Source organism: Agromyces soli (assembly GCF_022811605.1).
GTDB lineage: Bacteria > Actinomycetota > Actinomycetes > Actinomycetales > Microbacteriaceae > Agromyces > Agromyces soli.
The window spans coordinates 1,613,341-1,639,273 of sequence record NZ_CP094533.1; the positions used below are offsets into that span (position 1 = coordinate 1,613,341).

At 73.7% G+C, this 25,933-nt stretch carries 26 protein-coding genes; 8 read left to right on the forward strand and 18 right to left on the reverse strand.

The window, feature by feature from the left end:
- Window positions 1-3: 3 nt before the first annotated feature.
- The 6 genes from mnhG to MTP13_RS07805 are packed head-to-tail and all read right to left on the reverse strand — an operon-like array spanning window position 4 to window position 6,277.
- The gene (mnhG, locus tag MTP13_RS07780; RefSeq protein ID WP_189083414.1) at window positions 4-351 is read right to left on the reverse strand and encodes a monovalent cation/H(+) antiporter subunit G; all 348 of its coding nucleotides are present in this window, start codon (window positions 349-351) and stop codon (window positions 4-6) included.
- Complete coding sequence (locus tag MTP13_RS07785; RefSeq protein WP_189083415.1) at window positions 348-620, reverse strand: MrpF/PhaF family protein; 273 nt, start codon at window positions 618-620, stop codon at window positions 348-350. The genes mnhG and MTP13_RS07785 overlap by 4 nt, the downstream gene beginning before the upstream one ends.
- Entirely contained in the window at window positions 617-1,246 is a 630-nt protein-coding gene (locus MTP13_RS07790; RefSeq protein ID WP_243570492.1) for a Na+/H+ antiporter subunit E, read from the reverse strand. The genes MTP13_RS07785 and MTP13_RS07790 overlap by 4 nt, the downstream gene beginning before the upstream one ends.
- Window positions 1,243-2,835 carry a Na+/H+ antiporter subunit D gene (locus tag MTP13_RS07795; protein ID WP_243570493.1) on the reverse strand — a complete coding sequence of 531 codons (1,593 nt, stop codon included), beginning with the start codon at window positions 2,833-2,835 and terminating at the stop codon, window positions 1,243-1,245. The genes MTP13_RS07790 and MTP13_RS07795 overlap by 4 nt, the downstream gene beginning before the upstream one ends.
- Window positions 2,832-3,317, reverse strand: a complete 486-nt coding sequence (locus MTP13_RS07800) for a sodium:proton antiporter (RefSeq protein WP_243570494.1) — start codon at window positions 3,315-3,317, stop codon at window positions 2,832-2,834. The genes MTP13_RS07795 and MTP13_RS07800 overlap by 4 nt, the downstream gene beginning before the upstream one ends.
- A complete protein-coding gene (locus tag MTP13_RS07805; RefSeq protein WP_243570495.1) occupies window positions 3,314-6,277 on the reverse strand; it encodes a Na+/H+ antiporter subunit A in 2,964 nt (987 codons plus the stop codon). The genes MTP13_RS07800 and MTP13_RS07805 overlap by 4 nt, the downstream gene beginning before the upstream one ends.
- A 111-nt stretch (window positions 6,278-6,388) precedes the next feature.
- Here MTP13_RS07805 and MTP13_RS07810 point away from each other — a divergent pair, with 111 nt between their 5' ends.
- Both MTP13_RS07810 and MTP13_RS07815 read left to right on the forward strand, forming a co-directional pair.
- Window positions 6,389-7,609, forward strand: a complete 1,221-nt coding sequence (locus tag MTP13_RS07810; RefSeq protein WP_243570496.1) for an ATP-binding protein — start codon at window positions 6,389-6,391, stop codon at window positions 7,607-7,609.
- Window positions 7,610-7,752: 143 nt separating this feature from the next.
- Window positions 7,753-8,595 (forward strand): sulfurtransferase, encoded by an 843-nt coding sequence (locus MTP13_RS07815; RefSeq protein ID WP_243570497.1) that lies wholly within the window; start codon window positions 7,753-7,755, stop codon window positions 8,593-8,595.
- Here MTP13_RS07815 and MTP13_RS07820 read toward each other — a convergent pair.
- From MTP13_RS07820 to MTP13_RS07835, 4 genes are read right to left on the reverse strand one after another with little or no spacing between them, the layout of a single operon-like run.
- Window positions 8,592-10,052: a hypothetical protein gene (locus tag MTP13_RS07820; protein WP_243570498.1), complete on the reverse strand. Its 1,461-nt coding sequence runs from the start codon at window positions 10,050-10,052 to the stop codon at window positions 8,592-8,594. The genes MTP13_RS07815 and MTP13_RS07820 overlap by 4 nt on opposite strands.
- Window positions 10,053-10,080: 28 nt before the next feature.
- Window positions 10,081-10,509 (reverse strand): cupin domain-containing protein, encoded by a 429-nt coding sequence (locus MTP13_RS07825; RefSeq protein WP_243570499.1) that lies wholly within the window; start codon window positions 10,507-10,509, stop codon window positions 10,081-10,083.
- The gene (locus MTP13_RS07830; RefSeq protein WP_243570500.1) at window positions 10,506-11,084 is read right to left on the reverse strand and encodes a TetR/AcrR family transcriptional regulator; all 579 of its coding nucleotides are present in this window, start codon (window positions 11,082-11,084) and stop codon (window positions 10,506-10,508) included. The genes MTP13_RS07825 and MTP13_RS07830 overlap by 4 nt, the downstream gene beginning before the upstream one ends.
- 43 nt (window positions 11,085-11,127) lie before the next feature.
- Window positions 11,128-11,943: a class I SAM-dependent methyltransferase gene (locus MTP13_RS07835; RefSeq protein ID WP_243570501.1), complete on the reverse strand. Its 816-nt coding sequence runs from the start codon at window positions 11,941-11,943 to the stop codon at window positions 11,128-11,130.
- Window positions 11,944-12,207: 264 nt separating this feature from the next.
- Here MTP13_RS07835 and MTP13_RS07840 point away from each other — a divergent pair, with 264 nt between their 5' ends.
- Entirely contained in the window at window positions 12,208-13,194 is a 987-nt protein-coding gene (locus MTP13_RS07840; RefSeq protein ID WP_243570502.1) for an FKBP-type peptidyl-prolyl cis-trans isomerase, read from the forward strand.
- A gap of 67 nt (window positions 13,195-13,261) precedes the next feature.
- Here the strand turns inward: MTP13_RS07840 and MTP13_RS07845 are convergent, their stop codons facing one another.
- Together MTP13_RS07845 and MTP13_RS07850 are read right to left on the reverse strand one after the other, a co-directional pair.
- Entirely contained in the window at window positions 13,262-14,074 is an 813-nt protein-coding gene (locus MTP13_RS07845; protein WP_243570503.1) for an energy-coupling factor transporter transmembrane component T family protein, read from the reverse strand.
- Window positions 14,071-15,801 (reverse strand): ABC transporter ATP-binding protein, encoded by a 1,731-nt coding sequence (locus MTP13_RS07850; protein ID WP_243570504.1) that lies wholly within the window; start codon window positions 15,799-15,801, stop codon window positions 14,071-14,073. The genes MTP13_RS07845 and MTP13_RS07850 overlap by 4 nt, the downstream gene beginning before the upstream one ends.
- Window positions 15,802-15,931: 130 nt before the next feature.
- Between MTP13_RS07850 and MTP13_RS07855 the strand changes: the two genes are divergently transcribed.
- Window positions 15,932-16,348 (forward strand): transferase, encoded by a 417-nt coding sequence (locus MTP13_RS07855; RefSeq protein ID WP_189083430.1) that lies wholly within the window; start codon window positions 15,932-15,934, stop codon window positions 16,346-16,348.
- A 90-nt stretch (window positions 16,349-16,438) separates the two neighbouring features.
- Here MTP13_RS07855 and MTP13_RS07860 read toward each other — a convergent pair whose 3' ends face one another.
- The 4 genes from MTP13_RS07860 to MTP13_RS07875 are packed head-to-tail and all read right to left on the reverse strand — an operon-like array spanning window position 16,439 to window position 19,906.
- Complete coding sequence (locus MTP13_RS07860; RefSeq protein WP_243570505.1) at window positions 16,439-17,626, reverse strand: ABC transporter permease; 1,188 nt, start codon at window positions 17,624-17,626, stop codon at window positions 16,439-16,441.
- On the reverse strand, window positions 17,623-18,330 hold the full coding sequence (locus MTP13_RS07865; protein WP_243570506.1) for an ABC transporter ATP-binding protein: 708 nt from the start codon (window positions 18,328-18,330) through the stop codon (window positions 17,623-17,625). The genes MTP13_RS07860 and MTP13_RS07865 overlap by 4 nt, the downstream gene beginning before the upstream one ends.
- Window positions 18,327-19,379: a peptidoglycan-binding protein gene (locus tag MTP13_RS07870; RefSeq protein WP_243570507.1), complete on the reverse strand. Its 1,053-nt coding sequence runs from the start codon at window positions 19,377-19,379 to the stop codon at window positions 18,327-18,329. The genes MTP13_RS07865 and MTP13_RS07870 overlap by 4 nt, the downstream gene beginning before the upstream one ends.
- Window positions 19,376-19,906: a hypothetical protein gene (locus tag MTP13_RS07875; protein WP_243570508.1), complete on the reverse strand. Its 531-nt coding sequence runs from the start codon at window positions 19,904-19,906 to the stop codon at window positions 19,376-19,378. Before MTP13_RS07875 ends, MTP13_RS07870 begins: the two co-directional genes overlap by 4 nt.
- A 142-nt stretch (window positions 19,907-20,048) precedes the next feature.
- Here MTP13_RS07875 and MTP13_RS07880 point away from each other — a divergent pair, with 142 nt between their 5' ends.
- Together MTP13_RS07880 and MTP13_RS07885 are read left to right on the forward strand one after the other, a co-directional pair.
- A complete protein-coding gene (locus MTP13_RS07880) occupies window positions 20,049-20,732 on the forward strand; it encodes a response regulator transcription factor (RefSeq protein WP_243570509.1) in 684 nt (227 codons plus the stop codon).
- Window positions 20,725-21,954, forward strand: a complete 1,230-nt coding sequence (locus MTP13_RS07885; RefSeq protein ID WP_243570510.1) for a sensor histidine kinase — start codon at window positions 20,725-20,727, stop codon at window positions 21,952-21,954. Before MTP13_RS07880 ends, MTP13_RS07885 begins: the two co-directional genes overlap by 8 nt.
- A gap of 16 nt (window positions 21,955-21,970) precedes the next feature.
- On the opposite strand, the gene MTP13_RS07890 is transcribed toward MTP13_RS07885, so the two are convergent.
- Window positions 21,971-23,020 (reverse strand): LLM class flavin-dependent oxidoreductase, encoded by a 1,050-nt coding sequence (locus MTP13_RS07890; protein ID WP_243570511.1) that lies wholly within the window; start codon window positions 23,018-23,020, stop codon window positions 21,971-21,973.
- A gap of 158 nt (window positions 23,021-23,178) precedes the next feature.
- Between MTP13_RS07890 and MTP13_RS07895 the strand changes: the two genes are divergently transcribed.
- Entirely contained in the window at window positions 23,179-24,381 is a 1,203-nt protein-coding gene (locus MTP13_RS07895; RefSeq protein WP_243570512.1) for a baeRF11 domain-containing protein, read from the forward strand.
- A 74-nt stretch (window positions 24,382-24,455) separates the two neighbouring features.
- On the opposite strand, the gene MTP13_RS07900 is transcribed toward MTP13_RS07895, so the two are convergent.
- Window positions 24,456-24,836, reverse strand: a complete 381-nt coding sequence (locus tag MTP13_RS07900) for a hypothetical protein (protein ID WP_243570513.1) — start codon at window positions 24,834-24,836, stop codon at window positions 24,456-24,458.
- Between the two features lie 92 nt (window positions 24,837-24,928).
- Between MTP13_RS07900 and MTP13_RS07905 the strand changes: the two genes are divergently transcribed.
- On the forward strand, window positions 24,929-25,930 hold the full coding sequence (locus MTP13_RS07905; protein ID WP_243570514.1) for an LLM class F420-dependent oxidoreductase: 1,002 nt from the start codon (window positions 24,929-24,931) through the stop codon (window positions 25,928-25,930).
- Window positions 25,931-25,933 lie beyond the last annotated feature (3 nt).

Genomic DNA, 25,933 nt, shown 5'->3' on the forward strand with positions numbered 1-25,933 from the left:
CGCTCAGTCCTTCGCGTGCTCCTCGATGTCGCGGCCGAGTTCGTCCTCGATGAGCACGTCGCGCCGCACGTGGTCGGTGCGGTAGGCGCTGCGGCCGAGCATGTGCGCGGTCATCGGCTGGGTGAGCAGCTGGAACGTCATGATGAGAATGACGGTCGTGAGCACGCCCCAGGTGGGCACCCGCAGCACGATCGCGAGCAGCACCGCGGCGAGGCCGAACACCTGCGGCTTCGTGGCGGCGTGCAGTCGCGTGAGCACGTCGGGGAAGCGGACGATGCCGATGCCGGCCGCCATCGACAGGAACGCGCTCACGAGCACGAGCAGGCCGACGGCGACGTCCGCGGCGTTCACGAGGCGTCCTGCTTCGCCATGAAGCGGGCGATCGAGATCGAGCCGACGACCGCGAACATCGCGAGCACGAGCAGCACCACGAGGGTGTCGGTGTGCCGGTTGATCGCCATCTCGGCGCCGAGGGCGCAGATCGCGATCGCGAGCAGCACGTCGGTCGCGAGGGCCCGGTCGAGGATCGAGGGACCGCGGATGATCCGGTAGACCGCCGCGATCGCGCCGATGCCGAACATCAGGCCCGCGATGATGGAGACGATGGTGAGGAAGGTCATGCGTCCTCCTTCGGGGTGTGGTCGTGCGGTGCCTCCGCCGGCGCGTGCCCGGCGCGCTCGGCCCGACGGGCCTTGCGGGCGAGCCGCACGTCGACCGCCTGCTGGTGGGTGCCCATCGCGAGCACGATCCGCTCCTCGGTGCCGAGCACCTGGCGCTTCACCCGCTCGACGTCGTCGTGGGTGCGGGTGCCGAGCGCGTGCAGGTAGAGCAGGCCGCGCTCGCGGTCGATGTCGACCACGACGGTGCCGGGCACCACGGAGATCGCCTCGGCGGTCAGCGTGGTGACGAGGTCGCTGCGGGTGAGCAGCTGCACGGCGATGATCGCGTTCGACGGCTTCCACCACGGCGCGACCGCGAGGAAGGCGACCTGCAGCGAGGCGAACACCACGTCGAACATCATGCGGAGGCCGAGCAGCAGCCCGCGCCAGGGATTGAAGCGGCCCGAGAGCAGCACCGGTGGCAGGTACAGCGCGCGCGTGACGGTGATGGCGAGCACGATGCCGCTCACGACGGTGAGCACGTCGATGTGGTCCCAGAGCATGACCCAGAGCAGCACGAGCGCGATGAGCAGCGGCAGCTGCCGCCAGACGGCTCCCCAGCGCGACACGTCGTGGGCCTGGCTCATCGCACGCCTCCCGGGAAGACGAGGCCGATGTACACGCTCGGGTCGACGAGGTCGGCCGCGGTGCGCCCGGCGAGGTCGAAGAGCGGACCGGCGAAGACGGTGAGCAGCACGGTGATGGCCACGAGCGCGGTCGTGACGACGACCATCGGCACCGGGATGGTGCGGGTCGCGACGGCGGTGTCGCCGCTGCCCTCCCACTCGAGCACCGAGTTCAGCAGGGGCGAGTCGTAGCCCTCGACCTCGTCGCGGTCGCGCCAGAACGCCATGTTCCAGAAGCGGGTGAGCGCGTAGAGCGTGATGAGCGAGGTCGCGGCGCCCGCGGCGATGACCGTCCAGGTGAGCCAGGCCGGCCCGCCGACCGACTCCGGCGCGCCCTCGGCGCCCGCGATGAAGAGGCCGAGCTTGCCGAGGAAGCCCGAGAAGGGCGGGATGCCGCCGAGGTTCAGCGCCGGGATGAAGAACAGGATGGCGAGCAGCGGCGAGGCCTTGAGGAGGCCCGCGAGCCGGTTGATGGAGGTGGACCCCCCGAAGCGCTCGATGAGCCCGGTGGTGAGGAACAGCGCCGTCTGCACCGTGATGTGGTGCACGACGTAGTAGATGGTGGCGGCGAGGCCGAGCTCGGTCGCGAGCCCGATGCCGAAGATCATGTAGCCGATGTGGCTGACCAGGGTGAACGAGAGCAGGCGTTTGATGTCGGCCTGGGTGAGCGCGCCGAGGATGCCGACGAGCATGGTGAGCCCGCCGATGACGAGCAGCAGCGTCGAGACGTCGCTCTCCTGGAAGATCACCGTCTCGGTGCGGATGATCGCGTAGACGCCGACCTTCGTGAGCAGGCCCGCGAACACGGCGGTGACGGGCGCCGGCGCGGTCGGGTACGAGTCGGGCAGCCAGAACGACAGCGGGAACACCGCCGCCTTGATGCCGAAGGCGAGCAGCAGCAGCAGGTGCAGGATGAGCTGCACGCTGTCGGGGAGCTCGGCGATGCGCACCGAGAGCTGGGCGATGTTCGCCGTGCCGGTCGCGCCGTAGATGAGCGCGATCGCCGAGAGGAAGAACAGCGAGGACACGAGGCTCACCAGGATGTAGGTGACGCCCGCGCGGATGCGCTCGCCCGTGCCGCCGAGGGTGAGCAGCACGTAGCTCGCCGATAGCAGGATCTCGAAGCCCACGTAGAGGTTGAACAGGTCGCCGGCGATGAACGCGTTGAAGACGCCCGCCGACAGGATCAGGTACGCCGGGTGGAAGATCGACACCGGGGTCTCGCGATGCCGGTCGGCGACGCCCTGGCTCACCGCGTACACGAGCACGCCGAGCAGCACGATCGCCGAGATGAGCAGCATGATGGCGGCGAGCCGGTCGACGACGAGGGAGATGCCGAACGGCGGCTCCCAGCCGCCGACCTGCACGACGACGCCCGCCCCGCTCGCGTCGACCGTGGCGAGCAGCACCGCCGAGATGACGGCGACGGCGGCGAGCACGCTCGCAGAGACCGCCATCTGGGCTCGCCGGTGCCGGCCCAGCACCAGCGCGACGGCGGCGCCGAGCAGCGGCAGCAGCACGACGAGGGGCACGAGGATCGCGGGGTTCACGGGCGCACCTCCTCATCGGGCCGTTCGGGGGACTGTTCGAACTCCTCGTCGCTCGCGTCGATGAGCTCCTGGATGGCGAGGTCGTCGGCCGCGGAGCTGCGGATGAGGCCCTCGGCCTCCTCGACCTCCTCTTCGAGGTCGTCCTCGTCGTCGACCAGGTCGCCCTTCTCGCCCAGCCGGGCGAGCCACCAGGAGCGGTAGATGAGCGCGAGCATGAAGGCCGTGATGCCGAGGTTGATCACGATCGCGGTGAGCACGAACGCCTGCGGCACCGGGTCGGAGATCTCGTCGGCGGTGACCCCGTCGGAGAGCAGGGGCGCGAGGCCGGGCGCGCCGCTCATCAGGAAGATGAGGATGTTCACGGCGTTGCCGACGAGCAGGAAGCCGATGAGCACGCGCGTGAGGCTGCGCTCGAGCATGATCGTGATGCCGGCGCCGAAGAGCACGGCCATCAGCACGACGAGGGTCAGCGAGGCGGTCATGCGCGCACCTCCGTCTCGGCGCCGTTCTGCTCGAGCTCGTTCTCCTCCTGCTGGCGGTCGACCTCGGCGCCGAGCGAGCGCAGGATGTCGAGCACGAGCCCGACGACGACGAGGTAGACCCCGATGTCGAAGAGCGTGGAGGTGCCGATCGAGATGGTGCCGAGCAGCGGCACCTCGGTCTCGAACCAGCTCGACTCGAACACGGCGAGCCCGAAGAAGAGCGAGGACGTCGCGGTGCCGGCCGCGAGCAGCAGGCCCGTGCCGAGCAGATGGCCCGCATCGATCGGGGCCGCCTCACCGAGCTCGAAGCGTCCGCCCGCGAGGTACCGGGCGACGAGGGCGAGGCCGGCGAGCAGGCCGCCCGCGAAGCCGCCGCCGGGCGCGTTGTGGCCCACGAACAGCAGGAACACCGAGACGACGATCGCCGGGTGGAAGAGCAGTCGCACGAGCACCTCGATGAGGATCGAGCGCCGGCGCGGCGACAGCGTGCGGCCGGCCAGCAGCCAGGTCTGGCGGGTGGCCGCGGCTTCGGCCGCGGCATCCGACTCGCCCTCGACGTCGGCGAGGCGCGGACGCGCGCCGCCGATGCTCGACGCCGTCTCGGGTACCGGGCGGAGCCGGTTGCGGCGGTTGGGCCGCTCGTCGAGGCGGGGCGCGCCGCCGGTGCGGCCGGAGATGAAGATGAGGCTCGCGACGCCCGTGGCGACGGCGACGAGCACGGAGATCTCGCCGAGGGTGTCCCACGCGCGCAGGTCGACGAGCATGACGTTCACGATGTTCGTGCCGTGCGCCTCGAGCGCGCGCTCGGCGAGCCCGTCGACGATGTCGGGCGCGGTGCGCGCGCCGAGCGCGATGAAGCCGATCACGCCCATCACGGTGCCGGCGAGCGCGCCGATGAGGGCGCGGCCGAAGCGGTGGACGGGCGGATGGGTCGTCGCGATCTGCTTCGGCAGGCGCCGCATGACGAGCACGAAGACGACGAGCACGATGGTCTCGACGAGCGCCTGCGTGAGCGCGAGGTCGGGCGCACCGGACATGCCGAAGATGAGCACGAGCCCGTACCCGGTGACGCTCACGAGCAGCACCGCCGTCATGCGCTGCTTCACGACCGCCGCGGCGATCGCCGCGATGCCCATGACCAGCGCGAGGAAGGGCTGCGCCGGGTAGTCCCACAGCCGCACGCTGCCGGGCCACGCCGTGTTGACGAGCGCCGAGACGCCGAGTCCGCCGATGAACACGAGCACGATCATGCCGAGGTAGCCGGCGAGGCCGCGGTACTGGATGGCGGTCGTGACGGCGGCCGCGAAGCGGTCGATCGCGGAGACGACGCCGAGGTAGCCGCGGCCGGAGTCGATGAGCGGGGGCAGCGACGCCTGCATGCGGGCGACCTTCGCCCGGCCCCAGACGAGCAGCGCGCCGAGCGCGAAGACGGCGAGCGAGAGCCAGAGGGCGGGCTCGAGGCCGTGCCAGAGCGCGAGGTGGTACTCCTCCGGGCCGGGGAGTTCATCGGCGTAGCTGGTGTAGAGCGGCTCGATGAATGGGATCGTGAACGCGGCGACGAGGCTCGCGGCGGCGAGCACCGCGGGGCTCGCCGCAACCATCGCGGGCTCGCGGTGCAGCGGCGTGGGCGCGCAATTCGGCCGGGTCCAGAACGCGCCCCAGACGAAGCGCACGCTGTAGGCGACGGTGAGCACCGAGCCGAGGAAGGCGAGCACCAGGGCGAGCCAGCCCCAGCCGGCCGCGGGGCCGCCGTCGGCCGTCGCGGTGCCCGCCTCGAGCAGCGAGGTGAACACGCCCTCCTTCGCCACGAAGCCGAGCAGCGGCGGCACGCCCGCCATCGAGGCCGCGGCGACGAAGCCGATCGTGGCCACGACGGGCATGCGGCGCCCGAGGCCGGAGAGCTTGCGCCAGTCGCGGGTGCCCGCGGCGTGGTCGACGATGCCGACGACGAGGAACAGCGCCGACTTGAACAGCGCGTGCGCGGTGAGCAGCGCGACGCCCGCGAGGGCCGCGTCGCGCGTGCCGAAGCCGGTGACGAGCACGAGGAAGCCGAGCTGGCTCACCGTGCCGTGGGCGAGCAGCAGCTTGAGGTCGTACTGCCGCAGCGCGCGCCAGCCGCCGACGAGCATGGTGAGGCCGCCGAGGGCGATCACGATCGGATGCCACACCTCGAGGTCCGCGTAGCCGGGCGCGAGGCGGGCGACGAGGTAGACGCCGGCCTTCACCATCGCGGCGGCGTGCAGGTAGGCCGAGACCGGGGTGGGCGCGGCCATCGCCGCGGGGAGCCAGAAGTTGAAGGGGACGAGTGCGCTCTTCGAGATGGCCCCGATGAGCACGAGGGCGATGCCCCACTCGCCGACGACCCCGGTGACCGGGTTCGCGACGAGCTCGGCGATCGAGGTGGTGCCGCCCTCGACGGTCAACAGCACGAGGCCGACGAGCATGGCGAGCCCGCCGAAGGTCGTGACGGTGAGGGCCTGCAGCGCGGCACCGCGGCTCTCGCGGCGGCCGGTGTAGTGGCCGATGAGCAGGTAGGAGAGGACGCTCGTCGCCTCCCAGAACATGAACATCACGTAGACGTCGTCGGAGGTGACGAGGCCGAGCATGACGCCGGCGAAGGCGAGGAGCAGGGCGGCGAAGCGGCCGAGCGCGGGCTCGTCGTCGCGGAAGTACCACGTGCAGTAGGCCAGCACGAGCGCGCCGACGCCGGTCACGACCAGCGAGAGCAGCAGGGCGAGCCCGTCGAGGCGGAACGCGAGGGAGACGTCGAGCGCCTGGATCCACTCGACCCGCTCGGTGACGACGCCTCCGGCGACGATCTCGGGGAGCAGCGTGAGCAGCCAGCCGAAGACGGCGGCGGGGAGCAGGGCGATGACGAGGAAGACGCGCCGGCCGATCAGCCTCGTCAACAGGGGCGTCAGCAGGGAGAGGGCGCCGAACACGACGAGGCTGAAGAGCATCCACCCTCCTCACGTCGCAATCGTCCGGGCTCCAGCGTACCTGATGGCGCGGAGGTTTATCCAATTTTATTCATTCTGGATAAACCGGCCCAAACTCACTAAGATGCCTGCATGGACAGCGTCAGCAATCCGTACACTCCGAATGCGGGGGCGGCGCCCGAGGTCATGGTCGGCCGCGACGAACAGCTCGAGGCCTTCCGAGTGCTCCTCCAGCGGCTCGAGCGGCACCGCACCGAGCAGTCGATGATCATCACCGGCCTCCGCGGCGTGGGCAAGACGGTCCTGCTCGGCCGATTCGGCGAGCTCGCCCGGGCCGCGCACTGGGAGGTCGTGGAGTTCGAGGCCACCCGGCACGACGAGGCCCGCTTCCGCCAGCTGATGTTCTCCCAGCTGAAGTCGACGCTGCTGCGACTCTCGCCGCGCGCACGGTGGACGGCGTGCAGCCGCCGGGCCGCCGAGGTGCTGAGCGCCTTCGCCCTGCCGGTCGTGAAGCACGGCGCGTTCGGGCTCTCCTGGGACGTGACGCCCGCCGAGGGGGCCGGCGACCACGGCGACCTCGGCATGGACCTCACCGACGTGCTGCTCGCCTTCGGTGAGGCCGCCGACGAGCAGGGCCACGGCATCGCGCTGCTCGTCGACGAGGTGCAATTCCTCGCCCGCACGCAGCTCGAGGCGCTCATCCAGGCGGTGCACAAGACCGTGCAGCGCAAGCTCCCCGTCGCCTTCGTCGGCGCAGGCCTGCCGCAGACCGTCGAGCTCGCCGGTGACGTCAAGGCGTACGCCGAGCGGCTGTTCAGCTTCTCGCACCTCGGCGCGCTCGGCGGCGACGAGGCCCGCCGAGCGCTCGCCGAGCCCGCCCGACTCGAGGGCGTCGAGTTCGACGCAGACGCGCTCGAGCTCGCCCTCGAGCTGACCCACGGCTACCCGTGCTTCCTGCAGGAGCTCGGCGCGCAGGTCTGGAGCGTCGCCGAGGCCCCACGGGTCTGCAGGGCCGACGTCGCCCTCGCCCGGGAGGCGTACGAGGCGAAGCTCGACGGCTCCTTCTTCCGGGTGCGGCTCGACCGGGCGACGCCGCTGCAGACGGCGTACCTCCGGGCGATGGCCGAGCTCGGCCCCGAGCCGCAGAAGGCGGGCGACGTCGCCCGCGTCATGCATCGCGAGTCGACCCAGGTCGGCCCGACTCGCGCCGAGCTCATCGACCTCGGGCTGCTCTACACGCCCGAGCACGGGTACGCGGCGTTCACCGCCCCCGACTTCGACGCGTTCATGCGGCGCGCCATGCCCGAGCTCGTCGTGCCCGAGGTGCAGCGCCGCCCCCGCAAGGCCGACTGACCCGACCGTCCACGCCCCACCCCGACTTGCCCGACTTTCATGAAAGTCGGGCAACCCTGATTCTGGGGAACCCGACTTGCCCGACTTTCATGAAAGTCGGGCAACCCTGGGTGGGAGCGGGCGCGGCAGGGCAAGCTGGAGGCATGTCGATCCTCATCACCGCCGAGGAGCTGGCCGAGCGGCTCGCCGACGAGGCATCCCGCCCGGTCGTGCTCGATGTGCGCTGGAGCCTCGCCGCCCCGGACGGCCGCCCCGCCTACCGAGCCGGCCACGTGCCCGGTGCGGTCTTCGTCGACCTCGAGACCGAGCTGACGGCGCCGCCCTCGCCCGCCGCCGGGCGGCATCCGCTCCCCGACGAGGCCGCGTTCACCGCGGCGATGCGCCGCTGGGGGCTCCGCGACGGCGAACCGGTCGTCGTCATGGACGACCTCGGCAACCAGTCGGCCGCCCGCGCCTGGTGGCTGCTGCGCCACGCGGGCGTCGCCGACGTCCGCATGCTCGACGGCGGCCTCGCCGCCTGGCGCGCCGCGGGCGGCGCGCTCGAGACGGGCGACGTCGAGCCCGAGCCGGGCGATGCGACGGCGCACGTCGGGGCGATGCCGGTCATCGACGCGGATGGCGCGGCCGCCCTCCCCGAGCACGGCGTGCTGCTCGACGCACGCGCCGCCGAACGGTACCGGGGCGCGGTGGAACCGATCGACCCGGCCGCCGGCCACATCCCCGGCGCGCGCTCCGCGCCGAGCGCGGGCAATCTCGACGCCGACGGGCGCTTCCTGCCGCCCGAGGCGCTCCGCGAGCGCTTCGCCGCCCTCGGCGCCGACGGCGAGCGCCCCGTCGCGGTGTACTGCGGCTCCGGCGTCACCGCCTCGCACGGCGTCGCGGCGCTCGCACTCGCCGGCGTCGCCGCCGCGCTGTACCCGGGCTCGTGGAGCCAATGGTCGAACGACCCGGCCCGCCCGGTCGCGACGGGGGAGGAACCGGCCTAGTCGGGTTCGGCGATCCCCGCCGTGCGCAGCGCGTCGAGGTAGCGCAGATCGTCCTCGGCGCGCCGGCCGTGCGGATCCGCGACGAGGGTGACGTCCTCCCAGCCCGAGCGGGCGAGCTCCAGCAGCGACACGCGCAGCGCGGACCGGCCGTGGTCGACCTCGCGCCACGCGCCGTCCGAGACGGCGGCCGCGGTGACGACCGCGTGCAGCTCGGGATTGCGCCGGATGAAACGGGAGGGGTAGCCGCGGATCGTGATGTCGCCCGTCGCCCGGGAGAGGTCGAGCATCCACTCGGCGTCGTCCAGGCGTTCGCGATGCCAGCGGGCGTAGCGCGCCGTCGCCGTCTCGTCGGGATCCTGGAGCACCGGGTTCAGGACGAGTCCTCTGACGCGGCCGGCCAGCGTCACTCGGCGGAACTCGCAGCCGAAGAGGAAGCCGGAGTCGTCGAGCCGCAGGCCGTCGACGGTGACGTCCTCCAGCACCATCCCGTCGAGCGTCGAGGCGCGGATCTCGAGATCGCGCACGCGGATGCCGCTGAGGCGCGGTCGCTCCTGCTTCCGTTCGGCGCGGGAGACCCGCCAGCCCTCGAGCGTCACGCGCTCGGCGACGATCCCCTCGATCGTCTCGCCGGGCTCGAGCCGGCGGTCGCGGTGCACCGTGCGCGGCGCCGGCCGCCCGCGGGCCGGCCGCAGCAGCGCCTCGGCCGAGGCGCTCGCCGCGGCGGCGAGCTCCTCGAGCGGCAGCAGGCCGGTCGGCGCCGGGCGAAGGCCGGGCACCGCGGTGAGCGAGCGCGCCGCGGCGAGGTCGGATGCCGAGGCCAGCACCCCGTCGCCGACGAGCAGCGCGTCGACGAGCCCCTGGGGCAGTTCCGCGATCGGCCGCGCGGTCTGCTCGCCATCGCCCAGCAGGAGCATCCGCTGCGGCGCGGTCGCCCGCTCCTCGCTCGCGCCGACGGTGAAGCCGTCGCCGCGGCCCAGCACTCGGGCGAGCCCGGCGCGGCGCTCCCGGGCGTCGGGAACCGGCATCCCGCCGCGCTTCCGTCGCCCGACGACGGCGAAGCGAGAGAGCGAGACGAGCGTCTCCATCGCGCGGCCCGCCGAGCCGACGGCGACGGTGTCGTCGTCGACCGGCGCGAGCCAGGCGTGGTCCCGGCCGAGGCCCGCCGTCAGCGTGCGGGTCGCCAGCAGCGAGTCGAGCTCCACCTCGACGAGGCCGGTCGCGCCGAGCAGCAGTGCGTGCCGCGAGCTCGGCAGCAGCAGGGCGTCGCGGAGGAGTCCCCGAAGCCCCCGACCGATCCGCCACGAGCCGTCGCGGAGATCGAGCACCCCGAGTCGGATCGTCGCCCGCCCCTCCACCCACGAGGTCACGAGCAGCTCCGGACCGAGCAGCCGGCTCGCGCTGAGTGCCGCGTGAGGGGCGTCGGCGGGGATGGGCAGGCCCAGTCGGATCGCGGTCACTCCCGCATGCTACCGAGCGTCGGCCGGCTCACCACGGCGAAGGGCGGTCCGGGTCGCGTCGGCCGTCGTCGGGGGTGCGGGGGAGCGGCTCGCCGCCGCCGCGGATGCAGAGCCAGCGCAGCTCGCCCTCGCTGTCGGGGTGCGCCCGCCAGGTGCGCCACACGTCCTGGCCGACGCGGACGACGCTGCCGGGGCCGACGTCGACGACCTCGTCGTCGAGGCCCATCTGGCCGGTGCCGGCGAGGAACACGTAGAGCTCCTCGATGCGGGCGTGCGTGTGCCAGTAGCCCGCCTCCTCGCCGGGCTCGAGCGCGTTCGCCGACAGGCCCAGGTACTGCATGGCCAGCTCGTGGTCGACGATGCGGCGCCCGTCGCGGGAACGTGCCGCGTCGAAGCCGCCGTAGTGCGATCGCCACGCGTCGAGCGCGCCGATCTCGAGCACCTCGTAGTCGCTCATGCCTGCTCCTCTCCTCTTGCCCAGTCGGTACGGGGCTCCATCAGCTCGAGGAGCCCGCGCACGGCGGAGCTCATCGCGGCGTCGTCGCCGAGCGCGCGGGACAGCACGTAGCCGCCCTGGATGACCGCGACCGCCGTCGTCGCCCGGTCGCGGGCCGCGGCGGCGTCGAGCCCCTGCTCGGCGAACGCCTGCGCGACGAGCTCGATGAGCTCGGTGAAGTAGCGGGACACCTCGCCGCGGAGGGTCTCATCGCCCATGACGACGGGATCGGCCGTGAGCCGGCCGACCCGGCAGCCGGCGGTCGCCGCGCGCGGGCGTTCGAGGTAGTCGGCGATGCGCCGCTGCGGGGCGTCCGCGCCGTCGAGCGTCGCGGCGGCCGAACCGAGCGTGTCGTCGACCGTCTGCGCGACGGCGGCGGCGGCGAGATCCCGCTTCGACGGGAAGTGGTGGTAGAGGCTGCCCTGCCCGACGCCGCTGCGGGCGAGCACCTCGCGCGGGGTCGTCGCGGCGACGCCGTTCGTCGCGTACAGCTCCTGCGCGGCCTCGATGAGGGTGCGCCGTGCCTCGGTGGTCATGCCCCGAGCATGCCATACCTAGAGGTAGGTATGCCACCCTCGATCAGGCCGGGCGGTACCCCACGGCGGTGATCGTCGAGGCATCCACCCGGTCGATCCCGCGCTCGGCGAGCAGGGCGGTGAAGCGCTCGCGCACCCGGCGCCTCGCCTTCTTGCCGAGACCGTCGAGCAGGCTCCGCCGCCCCGTGCCGAGCACGAGCCGCCAGGCGAGGTCGTCGTCGAGCGCGAGATGACGCGGCACGGCGTCGGCGCGCACCCGCTCCAGCCCGAGCCCGTGCAGCCAGCCGGCGACCGCGCCGGTCGTGCCGGGCGTGCGGTCCGCCTCCTGCGGGGCCTCCGGGGAGCCGCCACCGACCTCGGCGACGGCATCCGCCAGCGCCTGCCGGAAGGAGTGGAAGGCGCCGTGCCGCCAGACCGTGACCGCCACCCGGCCGCCGGGCCTCGCGCGCTCGATCAGGGCTCGGGTGCCGTCGTCGAGCTCGTCGAAGAAGAACACGCCGAGCACGCACTGCACGAGGTCGTAGCCGGCCGGCTCCCATTCCCGTACGTCGCCGACGTGCAGCCGCAGCCGGGGCAGGCCGCCGGCCGCTTCGGCACGGGCGCGCGCGAGCTCGACCATCGGCGCGGCGGCGTCGACCGCATCGACGACCCCGTCGGGGCCCACGAGCTCGGCGGTCGGCACGGCGGAGGCGCCGGCGCCGCAGCAGGCGTCGAGCACCGTCTCGCCGAACTGCGGCTCGCTGCGCGCGATCGCGGACAGCGAGATCGGCTGCCAGAGCTCCTCGTCGATCGCGAGGACGGCGTCGGCGTGCCTGACGAAGCGCCGGACGGCGTCGGGTTGCTGCTGCTCGTCCCCCATTCGACCATTGTGGCCCCCATCGGGGCGTCAGGCGCAATGCCGCGCCCCGGCGAGACCGTCTCGGCGGTCCCCGAGGCGGCCCCGAGGAAGCACCGAGGCGACCCCGAGGAAGCACCGCGGCGACCCCGAGGAGGCACCGAGGCGACCCCGCCGCGCCCCGTCTCAGCGAATCGAAAGGCGCATACGGCAGACTGGGCGACAGCGCCCGCAGGCCCGCACCGCCTGGAGGCCGCGCTCCGATCCCGCATCACGAATCGAGACCTCATGAACCGCGCCCTGCGCCGCACCGCGCCCATCGCGCTCGCCGCCGCCTCCGCCCTCGTGCTCGCCGGATGCGCCGGCAGCGCCGACGCGCCCGCCTCCTCGAGCGACCCGGCCGCCACCGCGGCCGCCTGCTTCGAGGCGAAGCCGGGCGCCCAGAGCGACGCCGTGAAGGTGTCGGGCGACTTCGGCGGCACGCCGACCGCGGAGTTCACCACGCCGCTCGCCGCCGACGAGCTGCAGACCACCGTCGCGATCAAGGGCGACGGCGAGAAGACCGAGTCGGGCGTGAGCGCCAACGTCATGCTCACCATGTTCAACGGCACGAGCGGCGAGCAGATCGTCTCGCAGGAGGTGCCGCTCGCGATGGGCGACACGAGCCTGCTCGAAGCCTTCCGCTCGGCGATCGACTGCCAGCCCTACGGCACCCGCACCGTCACCGTGGCGCCCGCCGCCTCGCTCTACGGCGAGACCGGCAACGAGTCGCTCGGCGTCACCGCCGACGACACGGTCGTCATCGTCGCCGACGTCGTCGAGGAGTACGTCGAGCCGACCCCCGAGCCGCTGCCCACCCCGGCCGAGTGGACCACGAACGTGCCCGAGGTCGCCTTCAACGGCGACAAGACCCCGACGGTCGTCATTCCGAAGACGGATGCCTCGACCGAGCTCGAGCTGAAGGTGCTCGAGCCCGGTGACGGCAAGACCGTCGCCGACGGCGACCAGGTGACCGTGCAGTACGCGGGCCTCACCTGGGACGACGGCCAGGTCTTCGACGACAGCTACTCGCGCGGCGAGCCGGCGACGTTCTCCACCTCGGGCGTGATCCAGGGCTTCGGCGCGGCGCTCGTCGGGCAGAAGGTGGGCACGAAGCTCATCGTGACGATCCCGCCGGCCCTCGGCTACGGCGCGGAGAAGAGCGACTCGAACGAGCTCGCAGGCCGCACCCTCGTCTTCGTCGTCGAGATCGTCGACACCGCCTCGGCGGGCTGATCCCCGGCGCACTGAGCATCGACGGCTGAGGCCCGGGCGCATCGCCCGGGCCTCAGCCGCGTCCGGCTCAGGCCACCGCCGTCTCGACCGCCCACCAGAGGACGGCCGAGACGAGCCAGAAGCCGAGCACGAAGACCGTGTCGCGGCGGCGCCAGCGGCTGATCGTGCGCTCGGTGCGCGAGTCGTGGGCGCCGAAGGCGCGGGCGTCCATCGCGAGGGCGACGCGCTCGGCGTGCCGGATGGCGCTCGCGAGCAGCGGGACGGCGAGGCCGACGGTGCCGCGCAGCCAGGCGATCGGCCCGCGATCACGGTCGACCCCGCGCACGCGCCGGGCCGCGCGGATGACCTCGAGCTCGTGGCCGAAGCGCGGTACGAAGCGCATCGCCGCGAGCGCCGTGTAGCCGAGTCGGTACGGCACCCGCAGTTGCTGCACGAGCGCCCGTACGAGCTCGGCGCCCGTCGTCGTGAGCCCCGAGACGAACGCGAGCAAGATGATCGCGGCGATCCGCAGCGCCGTCGCGAAGCCGACGAGGTACATCGCCCCGGTGAAGCGCCAGTCGCCGAGCTCGGCGAGCACGAGCTGCGAGCCGGCCGCGTCGGCGGGCAGCGTGGCCTGGTCGACCCAGATGCCGAAGCTCGCGCCGAGCACGGCGGCGAGCGCCGGGACGCCGAGCAGGATCACGAGGACCCAGCCCGCGCCGAGCCGCGCCCCGACGAGCAGCACGAGCGCCGCGAAGACCGCGAAGGCGAGCGGCAGCGGCACGCCGCGGGTGAAGACGAGCGCGATCATCACGGGCACGGGGCCCGCGAGCTTCGCGAGCGCGTTGAGCGAGCGCAGGGGGCCGCCGTGCGCGACGGTCGTCTCGCCGAGCGCGCTCATGCCTCGCCCCGCGGAGCGGGCAGCTGCGCCCACCGGGTGACGGCGCGCCACTCCGGGTGGTTCGCGAGTCCGCGGGTGGCGCGGGCGAGCGGTGGATGCCGCAGGCCCGCCTGCTCGATCAGGGGGCCGGCGAGCACCTCGGCGGTCGGCCCGACGCCGAGCAACCGGCCCTCGGCCATGACGGCGACCCGGCTCGCGTGGTCGGCGACGAGCTGCAGGTCGTGGGTCGCGGCGATCACGGTCGTGCCCGCGTCGTTCAGCCCGCGCAGCAGCGCGACGAGTTCGCCCGCCCGCTCGCGGTCCTGGCCGAAGGTCGGCTCGTCGAGCACGAGCAGCGGCGCGCCGGCGATGAGCGCCGTGCCGACGGAGAGCCGGCGCTTCTGCCCGCCGGAGAGCAGGAACGGATGCCTCGTCGCGGCCTCGGCCAGGCCGAAGCGCTCGAGCATCGAGGCGACCGACGCCGCCCGCTTCGCCTCGGGCGCACCCTGCAGGGCGAGCGCCTGCTCGAGCTCGCCCGCGACGGTCCCGGCGACGAACTGGTGCTCGGGGTTCTGGAAGACGTAGCCGATCGCGCGGCTGCGCGTCGCGGCATCCGCCCTCGCCGGATCGATGCCGGCCGCCTCGATGCGCCCAGCCGCGGGCGCGAGCACCCCGGCGAGCGCCTGCAGCAGGCTCGACTTGCCGGCGCCGTTCACGCCGACCACGGCGAGGAAGTCGCCCGCGGGCACCTCGAGCTCGACCTCGTGCACGACGAGCGGGCCGCGCCGCCCGCCCCGGCGCACCGAGAGGCCGTGGGCCGAGACCAGCGGTGGAACGGCCGGCGATCCGGGCTCGACGGGCGCCGGCGCCGCTTCGCGCGGCGCGGGCAGCGTCGGGGCGGCGTCGAGGGCGGCGCCGAGCTCGGCCGGGGTGATCGGCAGCGGCTCGATCGCGACGCCGGTCTCGCGCAGGCGCAGCGCGGCGAGCGTGGAGACCGGCAGCCACACGCCGAGCGCGGCGAGCTCGTCGGCGCGGCCGGTGAGCACCTCGCGGGTGGGGCCGTCCGCGACGAGCCGGCCGTCGGCGTCGAGCACGACGACGCGGTCGACGAGGTCGGCGGCGGCATCCAGGTTGTGCTCGACGAGCACGATCGCGTGGTCGCGATCGGAGGCGAGCTCGCGCAGCACCGCGTACACCTCGTCGATGCCCGCCGGGTCGAGGTTCGCCGTGGGCTCGTCGAGCACGAGCACGGGGGAGCCCATCGCGAGGGCCGCGGCGATCGCGAGCCGCTGCCGTCCGCCGCCAGAGAGCCGCGCGGGGTCGTCGGCGCGCCGCTCCCAGAGGCCGACGAGCTTGAGCGCCCGCTCGGCGCGCTCGAGCACCTCGGCGACGGGCAGGCGCAGGTTCTCGGGGCCGAAGCAGACCTCGTCGAGCAGCGTGTTCGTGACGACCTGGGCGTCGGGGTCCTGGAAGACCATCGCGACCCGCTCGGCCAGCTCGCCCACGCGGTGCTCGCGGGTGTCGAGCCCGCCGACGAGCACCCGGCCGTCGAGCTCGGCCGGCACCGAGTGCGGTACGAGCCCGTTCAGCGCGAGCGCGAGGGTCGACTTGCCGCAGCCGGACGGCCCGAGCAGGAGCACCACCTCGCCGGGCCGCACGACGAGGTCGACGCCGTCGGGCGTGGCGCGTTCGGCGCCCTCGTGCCGGATGCGGACGCCCTCGAGCTGCAGCAGCGGGGCGTCGGGCATGAGGCAAGCCTAACCTCGTGGGCCGGGCGGATGCCGAGAGCCCGGTCAGCTCGGGAATACCCCGGCGGCTACCCGTGTTGTGTCTATGTTCGGGGCGGAGAGTCCGTCCTGACAGTGAAGGAGGCGGAACGTGGGCATCAGCTACGTCGAATTCGAAGACGAGCACGGAGTTCTGCGCCGCTACCGCAAGCACGCGAATGGACGCGGCCTGGTCGCGACCACCGCGAAGGTCGACCCGACGGCCTACGTCGATCCGACCGCCTACGTCGATCCGGGTGCCGTCGTGCAGCGCGGCGCCTCCATCGAGCACGGCGGCTGGGTCGAGGCCGATGCGATCGTCGCCGAGCGCGCGGTCATCGGAGTGAACGCCCGCATCGGGCACGGTGCCGTCGTCGGCCGCAGCGCGGTCGTCGGCCCGTACGCGACGGTGGGCCCGGACGCGAAGGTGCACAACGGCGCCCGCGTCCCCCGTGACACGTCCGTCGCCGAGGGAACCGAGTACCGGCCCTCGAGCGACGATCTGCGCCGGCTCGGCCTCGCGGCCTGAGCCCGCCGTCCGGCCCGGCCACCCCCTGGCCGGGCCGGACTCCCGTTCCCCCTGCGTTTCCCCTTCCCTCGTCCCGCCGTGGCGGGAGCCCTAGTGCCCGAGCGCGGCCGTCGGCGAGGTGCGCGCCGCCCTGAGCGCCGGCAGCACGCCTGCGAGGGCCCCGACCGCGACGGTCACCGCGACCCCGGCGAGCGGCACCTCGAGCGGCATCGCCACGAGCCATCCGTTCGAGCGGGCGACGATCGCCGTCACCAGCCAGCCGAGGCCGACGCCGAGCACCCCGCCGAGCGCCGCGAGCAGCATGGCCTCCACGAGGAACTGCGCCCGGATGTGCCCCCGCGTCGCGCCGAGCGCCCGGCGCAGCCCGATCTCTCGGCGCCGCTCCAGCACGGTGATCACCATCGTGTTCGCCACCCCGATGCCGCCGACGAGCAGCGCGATCGAGCCGACCCCGATGAGCAGGCCCGTGAAGGCCTGGTCGATGAGCTGCTTCGCCGCGAGCGCGTCGGACGGGCGGCTCACCTTCACCTCCTCCGGCGCCTCCGGGTTCGCGGTGGCCGCGAGGAGCGCGCGCACCTCGGCCACGGCGTCCTCCGCCGAACGCTCGTAGATGGTCGTCGGCGCACCCGCGAAGCCGAACAGCTCGGCCGCTCGCTCCCCGATGACGAGGGCGGCGGTGTCCAGCTCCGGCGTCAGCGGGGACGGATCGAGGATGCCGACGACGGTGAACTCGCGCCCGCCGAGCCAGAGCTGCGTGCCGGCGCCGTGCACCCCGAGCCGCTCGGCGGCCTTCGCCCCGAGCACGACGGTGTCGAGCGAGGCGGGCACCTCGGCGAGCCAGCGTCCGCGCGCGAGCGAGCTGCCGGTCGCCTCGAGGAGCGCCGCGTCCGCGGCCAGGACCGAGAGCCCGCCGGTCTCGCCGCGGGGGATCATCGCGTTGCGGTAGACGTGCACCTTCTCGAGGGCCGCCGTCCACGCGGCCGTCTCCACCCCGTCCAGGCGCAGGATCCGCCCGGTCGCCTCCTCGGGCAGCTCGCTCGCCTTGCCGAACAGGTCGTCGCCCGCGGTCACCATGAGCAGGTTCGTGCCGAGTGCGGCGAGCTGCTGCTGCACGAGCGCCCGGCTCGACGCCGAGAGCCCGACGACGGCGACCATCGCCGCGATGCCGATCGCGATGCCGAGCGCCGAGAGCGCCGCCCGGAGCGGGTGCGCGCGCACGCCGTGCGCGCCGAGCGCGACGAGGTCGGCGGCGCGGAGCCGGGACCTGGGCGCGCTCATGCCGCCGCCCCCGCTCCGACGGGAGCGCCGGCGTCCGCCTCGTCGAGCCGGCCGTCGCGGATGCCGATGCGTCGGGGCAGTCCGGCGGCGAGCTCCCGATCATGCGTGATCACGACCACGGTGGTGCCGCTCGCGTGCAGCTCGCGGAGGATGCCGACGACCGTCGCGCCGGAGCGGCTGTCGAGGCTGCCCGTCGGCTCGTCGGCGAGCAGCACCGCCGGGTCGCCGACGATCGCCCGGGCGATCGCGACCCGCTGGCGCTCGCCGCCGGACAGCTGCCGCGGCAGGTGCCGGGCGCGATGCGAGAGGCCGACGCGGTCGAGCGCCTCCGCGGCGCGCTCCCGGCGGACGCTCGCGCGCACGCCGGAGTAGAGCAGCCCGGTCGCCACGTTCTCGAGCGCGGTCACCCCGTCGGCGAGGTGGAACTGCTGGAACACGAAGCCGATCGTGCGCGCTCGCAGGGCGCTCAGCGCGGCATCCCCCAGCTCGCCCACGTCGATGCCGTCGACCCGCACCGTCCCCGCCGTCGGCCGGTCGAGCGTGCCCATGAGGTTCAGCAGCGTCGACTTGCCCGAGCCGCTGGGGCCGACGATCGCGGCGAGCTCGCCGCGGCGGATGACGAGATCGACCCCGTCGAGGGCGAGGGTCGGCGGCGAGCCGTACTCCCGGCTCGCCCCGACGAGCTCCAGGACCGGGGCGCTCATGCGCTCACCGCCACCCGGTCGCCCGCCTCGAGCTCGCCCGAGACGATCTCGACCATGCCGCCGGCGAAGGAGCCGAGCTCCACCTCGACGCGCTTCAGGCCCGTCGCGGTGACCACGTCGACGGCCGAGCCGCCGCCCGGCAGCGCGAGCAGCGCGGTCACGGGCGCCAGCATCACCTCGCTCGCGAGGACGTGGCTGAACGTCGCGGTCACCTTCACCTCGCCGAACTCGGCGGCCGCGGCCGGGTCGTCGAGGCTCAGCCGCACCGGCAGCTTCATCGCGCTGCCGCCCATCCCGTCGTCGCGTTCGACGGGGGAGCCGACGGATTGCACGGTCGCGGTGGTCGTCGCCCCGCCCGGGAGCCGCAGCTCCACCTTCCCGCCGACGGGTGCGGTGCTCGACAGCGTCGGGTCGAGGTCGAGGGTGACCTCGCGCGCGGTCCCGGTCACGTCGAGCGCGGCACCGCCGGAGGCGCCGCCGACGGATGCCTCGAGCGCACGCACCCGCACGTCGCCGGCCGAGAACACGATGCGACCGAGCTCGATCGAGCCGGTCTCCTCGAGCCCGAGCGCCTCCTGCCAGTCCTCGATCGCGGAGGCCGTGCGCCAGGTGAACTCCTCGTCGGGCTCGCGGTCGAAGAAGCCGAGGGCGGCGAGGTTCTCCTCCAGCTGGCGGACGTCGGCGCCGTCGCTCATGCCCTCGTCGAAGGAGCGCCAGGCGGGCAGTTCGCCCAGGAAGAGGACGACCGGGGTGTCGTCGACCCGCAGCAGCGTGCCGCCGCGGCCGATCACCTCGCCGACCTTCGGCAGCGAGGTGACCGTGCCCGGCAAGGTGGAGGCGAGCTTCTGCGAGCCCCCGTAGCCGAGCTGGCCGGTGACCCTGGCGGTCTCGACGAGGTCGCCGACGGTGACCTCGGCCGACTCCGGCGCCGGGGCGTCCGCGCCGGCGTCGGCCTCCGCCTGCGGGTCCGGGCGGAGCATCCAGATCCCGGCCGCGACGACCGCGGCGGCCGCGACGCCCGCGACCGGCAGCAGCCAGCGGCGCCTCATTCGCCCGTCCCGAATCCGGCGGCCTCGCTGCAGCGGTCGAGGTCGGCCTCGTCGTAGTCGGCCATGGCCATCGCGGCCGACATGCCGTTCTCGCTCGGCGGCTCGGGGTCGGGGTAGTCGTAGCCGGCCTCGCGCATGCACTTCGCGAAGACGAGCTGCTGCTCGTACATCTCCTCCATGGTCGGCGCGTCCGGGTCGACGGGCGGGTCGCCGACCTCGTCCCGGCAGTCCTCGTCGGCGGCCTGGAACGCGTCGAAGTCGATCTCGCCCGCGTCGAGCGTCACGGCCTGGCCGCCCTCGCCGGTGTCGACGGGCTTCGGCAGTTCGATGCCGGCCTGCTTCATGCAGGCGTCGTACTTCAGGCGCCAGTCGTCGTACTGCTGCTCGTACGTGCTGTTCTGCAGCGCGCCGCCGTTCTCGTTCGCGCCGTCGGCGCCGGGTGCGGCGCTGCAGGCGCTGAGCAGCGCCGCGAAGCCGACGAGGGACGCGGCGCCCAGCAGGCGCAGGGCGGTGGGTGCGGTGGGCATGGCGGGGTCCTCCCGTGTTCGTGGCCCGCCGGATCGCGGGCATACCCAGCTGATCCGAAGCCCGGTCATAGCGGCGTCAAGGACTCCGCTGACGTTTTCCATACCTCCCGGCTGCTTCGATGGTCGCCGGAGGGATGATTCGATGCGCGTACTGGTGGCCGAAGACGAGACGATGCTCGCCGAAGCGATCCGGGCGGGATTGGCGCAGCACGCCATCGCCGCGGATCTCGCCGGCGACGGCGAGGCCGCGCTCGCCGCGATCGACGTGAACGACTACGACGCCGTCGTGCTCGACCGGGACCTGCCGGTGCTGCACGGCGACGACGTGTGCACCGAGCTCGCCGGGCGCACGAACCGGCCCGCGATCCTCATGCTCACCGCCGCCCGTCGGCTCGAGGAACGGGTCGACGGCCTCGCGCTCGGCGCCGACGACTACCTGCTGAAGCCGTTCGAGTTCCCCGAGCTCGTCGCGAGGCTCCGCGCGCTCACCCGCCGGCGCTTCGAGGCGCGCCCGCCGGTGCTGCGCGCCGGCGACGTGCGACTCGACCCGGTGCGGCACGAGGTGTTCCGCGGGCCGCGGGTCGTGCGGCTGTCCCGCAAGGAGTTCGCGGTGCTCGAGGTGCTGCTGCGCGAGCCGGGCACGGTGCGCAGCGCCGAGTACTTGCTGGAGAAGGCCTGGGACGAGCACGCCAACCCCTTCACGAACTCCGTGAAGGTGACGATCAGCACCCTCCGCCGCAAGCTCGGCGAGCCCTGGGCCATCCGCACGGTGCCCGGCGTCGGCTACGTGATCGGGGAGCCGTCGGGGGCCGAGCCGCGTGGCTGAGGTGCGGCCGTTCCGGCTCACCATCCGCGCGCGGCTCGCGCTCACCTACTCGGGGCTCCTCGTGGGATCGAGCGCGCTCCTGCTCGGCTTCATCTACTTCGCACTCGGCGTGCTGCCGAGCTACGCGTTCTCCTCGGCGTCGGTCACCCTCCTCGACGCTTCGACGACGGCGATGACGACGCTCGTGCCGGCGCAGCCCGAGTGGCTGCGCTCCGAGGTGAACTACGACGCGGGCTTCGCCGCCACCTCGGCGACGCCCGGCATCGTGGTCGCCTCGCGCGACGACCTGCAGCAGCTCTATCTCTGGGTCGCCGCCGGCATGCTCGTGCTGCTCGCCGCCGTCGGGAGCTGGGCCGGCTGGGCGCTCGCCGGGCGGGTGCTGCAGCCCCTGCACGACATCGGGGTCGCCGCCCGCAGGGCCGCGCGCGGCCGGTTCGACCATCGGCTGGCGCTCGCCGGGCCGCGGGACGAGGTCACCGACCTCGCCGACACCTTCGACGAGATGCTCGGCGAGTTGCAGAGCGCCTTCCACGCGCACCGCCGCTTCGCCGCGAACGCCTCGCACGAGCTGCAGACCCCGCTCGCGACCACGCGGACGATGCTCGACGTCGCGATCGGCGGGCGCCCGGATGCCGCGGAGCGGGAGCTCCTCGAACGGCTCCGGCTCGTGAACGAGCGCAGCATCGCCGCCGTCGAGGCGCTGCTCGACCTCTCGCAGCTCGAACGCGGCGGCCCGATCGAGACCGCCCCCGTGCGGCTCGACCGGCTCGTGGCGGAGGTGCTCGTCGAGCTCGCCCCGGAGGCCGAGGCCGCCGGCATCCGCGTGCGCAGCGCGCTCGCACCGGCGACGGTCGCCGCCTCCGCGCCGCTCCTGCGCCAGCTCGTGCTGAACCTCGTGCAGAACGCCATCCGGCACAACCGGGCGGACGGCGAGATGATCGTGCGGATCGAGCCGGCCACGGGGTCGGCGGGGAGCGGGGATGCCCCGAGCGTGCGGCTGCGCGTCGGGAACACCGGACCCGTCGTGCCGGAGGACGCCCTCGCGGCCCTCACCGAACCCTTCTTCCGCGCCCCGGGCCGGGTCGCCACTGTCGGCGTGCAGGGGCGCGGGCTCGGCCTCTCGATCGTCGCCGCCATCGCCGAGCGCCACGGCGCCGAGCTCGTGCTCGGTGCCCGCGACGGCGGCGGCCTCGAGGTGGAGCTGCGCTTCCCCGGCTGCTGAGCCGGGCTGAGCCGGGCTACGCGGAGAGCGCCTCCGCGAGCAGGGTCAGCGACTGCTCCCGGCCCGGGGCGGCGTCCCGCGGCTCGTCCGTCCGGGCGCCCGCCACGGGCGACACCATGATCTCTTCGACCCCGTGCCTGGTTGCGAGGGTGCGCAGCTCGGCCGCCGCGGCATCCGCATCGCCGATGATCCAGCGGTGCCGCATCGCGTCGATGAGCTGCTCGGCGTCGGAGTCGCGGGGAGCTGCGAGCGCCTGGTCGACGGTCTCGAGCGGGCGCATCGGCCGGTTCAGCCGGAGCCTCGCCATCGCCCGCAGCTGGGGAAGCGCCCGCTCCGCGGCCTCCTCGGCCGTCGGCGCGACCACGACGTTCGCCGTGAGGAACGTCTCCGGCTCGGGGTGCGCCTCGCTCGGCCGGTAGCCGCTGCGGTACAGCTCGAGCGCGCGCTCCAGCCCCTCGCCCGAGAAGTGGTTCGCGAACACGTACGGCAGCCCCAGCTCGGCCGCGAGCTTCGCCGAGTAGTCGCTCGAGCCGAGCAACCACAGCGTCGGCACCTCGGTCGCCGCCGGCGTCGCCTGGATCGCGTACTCCCGCCCGCTCGTGAGCCGCAGAGTCGCGCCGTCGGGGGACAGCAGCGCGAGGATGTCCGCGATGTGGTCGGGGAAGCGGTCGACGTCGGCCGTCGGACCCGAGATGCGCAGCAGCTGCGTGATCACCGGATCGCTGCCGGGCGCCCGGCCGATGCCGAGATCGATGCGACCCGGCGCGAGTGCCTCGAGTGCGGCGAACTGCTCGGCGACGACGAGCGGCGCGTGGTTCGGCAGCATCACGCCGCCGGAGCCCACCCGGATGCGCTCGGTGCTCGCCGCGGCCGCCGCGATCAGCACGGGCGGCGTCGTCGAGGCGACCGAGGGCATGTTGTGGTGCTCGGCGAACCAGTACCGCTCGTAGCCCGCGCGGTCCGCGAGGCGGGCGAGCCCGATGGAGGCGCGCACCGCCTCGGCACTCGTCTGGCCGTCGCGGACGGGAATGAGGTCGAGGACGGAGAGCTTCGGCGTCGTGGTCATCACTCCTGCCAACGCCGGGAGCGGCGGCCGCTATTCCAGCGGCCGATCCTGAACATGCCATCCGGATGCCGCAGCTGGGGGTGTTGCCGAGCGGTGCGCCTTCCTATGGTGGGGAGGGAGCGACATCGCCGTCGCTCACGATCCTCGAGGGGGTACGGATGACGGTCCACTACGAACTGCCCACGGCCGCGGATTTCTCGGTGCTGGCGGGGGCGCATCACCCGGCGGTCACGATCTACGCCTCGACCTCACCCGTGGTGAGCGAGCGCGAACGCGCCGAGGTGGCGGTCAAGAGCGGCTTCGACGAGGCGCTCGAACATCTGAAGGCCGCGGGCGCCGACACGGCCGAACTCGACGCGATCCGCGCCGAGCGCGACCGGATCCTCGGCGACCAGCAGCTCTGGGGCGGCCTCGCCCGCTCGCTCGCGCTGTTCGTCTCGCCGGACGTGAGCGAGGTGTTCGTGCTGCCGAACCGGCTCGACGACGCCGTGCACGTCGGCTCCCACTTCACGCTCGGCCAGCTGCTGCGCGCACCGAGCCAGGACCAGGAGGCCTTCGCGATCACCATCTCGGCGAGCGAGTGGGCGCTCTGGCACGCGACCCCGACCGACCGCGCCGTGAAGCTGCCGATCGACCAGCAGGGCACCGCGAACCTCGACGAGGCCACCAACCGGGAGCCCGGCGAGGACAAGCCCCGGGGCTCGAACCGCGGCACCGCCAGCCAGTTCGGCGGCGCCAGCCGGTTGCTCGGCGACGAGGGCCGCAAGACCCTCCTCGACCAGTACACGAAGCGCGTCATCGAGGTCGCCCGGCGCGAGCTGCTCGAACGGGACCCCGACGAGCGGGTGCCGGTGTTCGTGTTCGCCGCCGAGCCGCTGCTCAGCCTCTTCCTGCAGAACACCAGAAACTCGCGCCGCGTCGTCGCCGTGCCGGGTTCGCCCGACCGCCTCGGTGCGGCCGAGCTCGACGAGATCCTCCGCCGCGAACTCGGCCGGCTGAACGTGCGCGAGGCCGAGCGGGCGCTCCGCGCGCTCGCCGAGGGCAGCGCCGGCCGGGTCGAGCGCGACCTCGCCGCGATCGCGAGGGAGGCGGCCGACGGCGCCGTCGAGACCTTCTGGTTCGACTTCACCACCTCGGTCAACGGCACCCTCGACCGGGAGTCCGGCGCGATCGAGTTCGCCACCGACCACGGCGCCGGCGACGCGCTCGCCGACGGCACGCCGGCGGGCGACCTGCTGCCGCAGCTCGCCCTGCTCGTCGTCTCGAAGGGCGGCAAGGTCGTCACCGTGCGGGCCAGCGAGCTCGACGGCGGCGTCTGGTCGGCGCCGGCGATGGCGGAGCTGCGCTTCGCCCTCGCCTGAGCACGACCCTCGCGCGCAGGCGCGGAACGGCGGGATGCCTCCCCGAGGCATCCCGCCGTTCGCGTCGCCCGGCGTCAGCCCCGGATCAGCTCGCCCGCGGCCGCCTGGTCGGGTGCAGGCTCGGCGACGGCCACGGCGAGCGGTTCCCGCCCGGGGAGCTGGATGACGATCTCGGTGGCGGCGGAGTCCTCGACGATGGCCTCCACCTGGGTGACGGTGTCGGCGCGGAGGACCGCGTCGTCGGGCGGGGTCTCGCGCACGGCCAGCCACAGCGAGTCCGGGTGCGGCACCACCCCGCCGTTGACGGGGACGAGCGCGAGGGTCCAGCCGGGGCTCGGGCAGAGCCCCGAGCCGACGATGCGGATCAGGCGTGAGCCGCAGGAGCGCACGGCCGTCGCCCGGAAGCGGACCGCGCGATAGTCGCAGAACAGTACGGGGGAGAAGGGCCGGGTCATGCCGCAGACGGTAGCCGCGGGCGAGGCCGCGCGGCCTCAGGGCGAGCGCTGAACCGGTCTCAGGGTGAGGTCGCCCGCGTACGATCGTGAGCATGCGCTTCGGAATGTTCGTCCCCCAGGGCTGGCGTCACGACCTCGTCGGCATCGATCCCCGCGAGCAGTGGGGCGTGATGCGCTCCCTCGCCGAGTTCGCCGACCGTGAGGGCTCGCCGTGGGAGGCGATCTGGGTCTACGACCACTTCCACACGGTGCCGGTGCCGTCCGAGCACGAGGCGACGCACGAGGCGTGGTCGCTGATGGCCGCGTTCGCGGCGTCGACCTCGCGCGTGCGGCTCGGGCAGATGTGCACGTGCATGAGCTACCGGAACCCCGCCTACCTCGCGAAGGTCGCGGCGACCGTCGACATCGTCTCAGGCGGGCGCGTCGAGATGGGCATCGGCGGCGGCTGGTACGAGCACGAGTGGCGCGCGTACGGCTACGGCTTCCCCGAGGTGCCCGAGCGGCTGGCTCGGCTCCGCGAGGGCGTCGAGATCATGCACCAGGCGTGGACCACCGGGACTGCGACCTTCCACGGCGAGCACTACCGGGTCGACGGCGCGATCGTGCAGCCGCAGCCGCTGCAGGACGGCGGCATCCCCATGTGGATCGCCGGCGGCGGCGAGAAGGTCACGCTCCGCATCGCGGCGAAGTACGCGAGCGCGACGAACTTCTTCGGCAGCCCCGAGGAGTTCAGCCACAAGAGCGAGGTGCTGCGCGGGCACTGCGAGCGCCTCGGCCGGCCCTTCGACGAGATCACCCGCTCGGCGAACTTCAACACCGTCATCGGCGTCGACGAGGCCGACGTGGAGCGCCGGCTCGAGGCGGTGCACGCGCGCCTCGCCGGCTCGGCGGGCGACGCCGCGGCGGCGAAGTTCATCGCCGACTTCCGCGCGGATGCCGCGATCGCCGTCGGCACGGTCGACGCCGTCGTGGAACGGTTGCGGGACATGCGCGAGCGCGGCCTCGGCTACGCGATCCACTACTTCCCGGAGGCGGCGTACGACCGCAGCGGGCTCGAGCTCTTCGAGCGCGAGGTCATCCCCGCGCTGAGCTGAGCT